This is a genomic window from Curtobacterium sp. B18, assembly GCF_000333375.1.
In the GTDB taxonomy this organism is placed as follows: Bacteria; Actinomycetota; Actinomycetes; order Actinomycetales; family Microbacteriaceae; genus Curtobacterium.
The window spans coordinates 1-3494 of record NZ_BACZ01000027.1; the positions used below are offsets into that span (position 1 = coordinate 1).

Genomic DNA, 3494 nt, shown 5'->3' on the forward strand with positions numbered 1-3494 from the left:
GCGGCGGAGCAGCACGGACGCGCACGGACGCGCAGGCGCAGACGCAGCCGCGCGCGGACGCGCAGACGCAGACCCAGACGGACGCGCAGACGCAGACGCGCACGGAGACGCACCCCCGCACGCACACCGCCGCGGGCCGCCGCGGCGTCGTCATCGGCCCCGTCGGGCTCGCCTGGCACCCCCGGGTCTTCTGGTACACGGTCGCCGCACTCGGGGCCGTCGGTGTCCTGATCGTCCTCGGCGTCGCGATCGGGTCGACCTGGATCGCCCCGGTGACGGTGATCCGGTCGCTGTTCGGGCTCGAGTCGGGACCGGACGCCTTCATCGTCTCCACCCTGCGCCTCCCCCGCGTGCTGACGGGCGCGCTGGTGGGCCTGACGCTCGGGGTCGCCGGAGCCCTCACCCAGACCTTCACGCGGAACCCGCTCGGGACGCCGGACATCATCGGGGTGACCTCCGGCGCGAGCGTGGGAGCGGTGGCCGCGATCGTGCTCGGCGGCGGGTCGTACTCGGTCTCCGCGGTCGTCCTCGGCGGCGGCATCCCGGTCGCCGCGACGATCGGCGCGCTCCTCGCGGCTGCGGCCGTGTACGGGTTCGGGTGGCGCGGCGGGGTGCAGAGCTACCGGTTGATCCTCGTCGGCATCGGGGTCGGGGCCACGCTCGACGCCGTCACGAGCTACCTGCTCGTCCGCGCGAAGATCACCGCCGCGGCCGCGGCCTCGCAGTGGCTCGTCGGCAGCCTGTCGAGCACGTCCTGGTCGAGCGTCTGGCCGCTGCTGATCGTCGCCGCGGTCGCCGTCCCCCTGGCGCTGGCCACGAGCGCCGCCCTCGGCATCGGGCAGCTCGGCGACGAGGTCGCGACCGGCGTCGGCCTGGCCGTCCAGCGGCACCGGCTCGTCGTCATCGCGCTCGCGGTCGTCCTCACCGCCGCGGCCGTCGCCGCAGCCGGACCGGTCGGGTTCGTCGCGTTCGTCGTCCCGCAGGTCGGGCTCCGGCTCGCCGGCACGAACCGTCCGCCCCTGCTGCTCGCGGGAGCGCTCGGCGCCGCCCTCGTCCTCGCCGCCGACCTGCTCGCCCGCTCGGCGTTCCCCTGGCAGGTCCCGGTGGGCATCATCACGACCGTGATCGGCGCCCCGTACCTGATCTGGCTCCTCATCCGTCACCGCAAGGAGATGTCCCGATGACCCGCACCGACACCTGGCCCGGCACCACCGACACCCAGCCAGGCACCACCGACACCCAGCCAGGCACCGCCGTCCCCGTGCTCGAGGCCCGCGGACTCGCCGTCGGCTACGACCGGCACCCCGTGCTCGCCGACCTCGACCTGCGGATCGAACGCGGCACGGTGACGACCTTCCTCGGTGCGAACGGCTGCGGGAAGTCCACGCTGCTCAAGGCCTTCGGCCGCGTCCTGAAGCCGCAGTCCGGCGAGGTCCACCTCGACGGCGTGCCGATCCGCCGCGAGCCGAACCGGGCGGTCGCGAAGAAGCTCGCGATCCTGCCGCAGTCCCCCGTCGCCCCGGCCGGCACGAGCGTGCTCGACCTGGTCATGCGCGGCCGGAACCCGCACCAGTCGTGGGCGAAGCCCTGGACGGCCGACGACGCGGACATCGCCGAGCAGGCGATCGCGGCCACCGGCCTGACCGAGGTCGCCCACCGCGACGTCGCGAGCCTCTCCGGCGGCCAGCGGCAACGAGCGTGGATCGCCCTCGTCGTCGCCCAACAGGCCGACACCCTCCTCCTCGACGAACCGACGACGTACCTCGACCTGGCGCACCAGCTCGAGGTCCTCCGGCTCGTCCGGCGCCTCAACCGCGAGCAGGGGTCGACCGTGGTCATGGTCCTGCACGACCTGACCCTCGCAGCCCGCTACTCGGACCGGCTCGTCGTCCTGCACGACGGCGGCATCGCAGCCGACGGCACGCCTGCCGAGGTCCTCACCCCGGAGCTGCTGGACCGTGCGTTCGGCCTGCACGCCCGCGTCGTGGCGGACCCGGTGACCGGTGCGCCGATGATCGTGCCCGAGGCCGACGAGCACGACGTGGTCCGGGCCGAGGCGACGCCGGCCGGCACCACCCGTCCGGAATCCGAACTGGCGGGCACCCGCAACTTAGGTTAGCCTCTCCTAACGTGAAGATCATCCGCCGCGGCTCCTTCCGCGCCGCCCTCGTGACCTCCGTGGCCGTCTCGGCCCTCCTCCTCGCCGGCTGCTCCAGCACGGACAGCTCCGACGACAGCGCCGGCAGCGGCAGCAGCGCCGCGGCCGGCGGCGCCTGGTCGTACAAGGACGCCACCGGCACGACCATCAAGGTCGACCACACCCCGAAGCGCGTCGTCGTGCTCAACGACATCGCGATCTCGTTCATCGAGTACGGGCTCAAGCCGGTCGGCACCTTCGGGCAGCTCACCATGGCGAAGGACGCCCGCTTCGACGACCTCGACACCGACGGCATCACGCAGCTCGGCGCCGCCTACGGCGACATCGACCTCGAGCAGCTCGCCGCGCTGAAGCCCGACCTCGTCGTCACCTCGGTCTACCCGACCGACGAGCAGGGCACGCTCGACACCACCCAGCCGGGGTACGGGTTCAAGGACAAGGAGCAGCAGAAGCAGGTCGAGGCGATCGCTCCGGTCGCCCAGGTCAAGTGGGGCGGCAAGGGCGAGGACGTCATCGAGACGATCGCGAAGCTCGCCGAGTCGCTCGGCGCGAAGGAGTCGACGGTCGACAAGGCCGAGGACCGCTTCGAGACCGCCGCGGACGACCTCGAGAAGGTCGCGAAGGACTCGGACCTCTCGGTCGTCTCGATGTACGCCGACGGCGACGGCGCCTACGTGACGCGGCCGACCGACGAGCCGACGCTGCAGATGTACACCTCGTTCGGCGTCGACTTCGTGAACCCGAAGCCGAAGGGCTTCTACTGGGGCATCTACTCGTGGGAGAACGCCGGCCAGATCTCCGGTGACGTGATCCTGCTCTCGCAGCAGGGCTACCAGGTCGCCGACCTCGAGAAGCAGCCGACGTTCGCCGACAACGCGGCCCTCGAAGCGGGTCAGGTCCACAGCTGGACCTTCCCCGCACTCGACTACACCTCGCAGGCCGCCTACATGCAGCAGCTCGCGGGCTGGCTCCAGGACGGCAAGAAGCTGTCCTAGTCCGCACCTGCCGACGGACGGGAGCGCGCCCCGCTCAGCGGTGACGCGCCAGCGTCACGCGGGGCGCGCCGACCGAGCCTGCGAGGGAGGTGTGCCAGCTGGCACCGCGCCTCCCGTCCGTCGGATCCGTCAGTCCGTCACCCCACCGGCACCGCCGCGTTGACGGCCGTCTGCGCCTGCCGCCAGACGGCTGCGCGGGTGGTCGCGTACGTCCCCTCGACGTTGGCGAAGTGCCGCAGGTTCGCCTTCCCGCCGTCGGTGTTGCCCTGCCAGTAGGCGGTCACCGCTCGGGTCGTCCCGCCGACGAGCCAGATCTGGTCGGCGGCGTCGGTCGTGCCCGT

Annotated in this window: 4 protein-coding genes; 3 read left to right on the top strand and 1 reads right to left on the bottom strand. The window is 72.6% G+C overall.

Annotation, left to right across the window (positions count from 1 at the left end; genetic code table 11):
• From I5E_RS00765 to I5E_RS00775, 3 genes are all read left to right on the top strand, one after another.
• Nucleotides 1-1184 (top strand): FecCD family ABC transporter permease (locus tag I5E_RS00765; protein WP_022905323.1); only part of this gene is annotated, 1184 nt, incomplete at its 5' end.
• A complete protein-coding gene (locus tag I5E_RS00770) occupies nt 1181-2119 on the top strand; it encodes an ABC transporter ATP-binding protein (RefSeq protein WP_022905324.1) in 939 nt (312 codons plus the stop codon). The genes I5E_RS00765 and I5E_RS00770, both read left to right, overlap by 4 nt.
• 11 nt (nt 2120-2130) lie before the next feature.
• A complete protein-coding gene (locus I5E_RS00775) occupies nt 2131-3153 on the top strand; it encodes an ABC transporter substrate-binding protein (RefSeq protein WP_022905325.1) in 1023 nt (340 codons plus the stop codon).
• A gap of 137 nt (nt 3154-3290) precedes the next feature.
• Here the strand turns inward: I5E_RS00775 and I5E_RS00780 are convergent.
• Nucleotides 3291-3494: hypothetical protein (locus tag I5E_RS00780; protein ID WP_031260890.1), on the bottom strand; the 204-nt coding region annotated here is incomplete at its 5' end.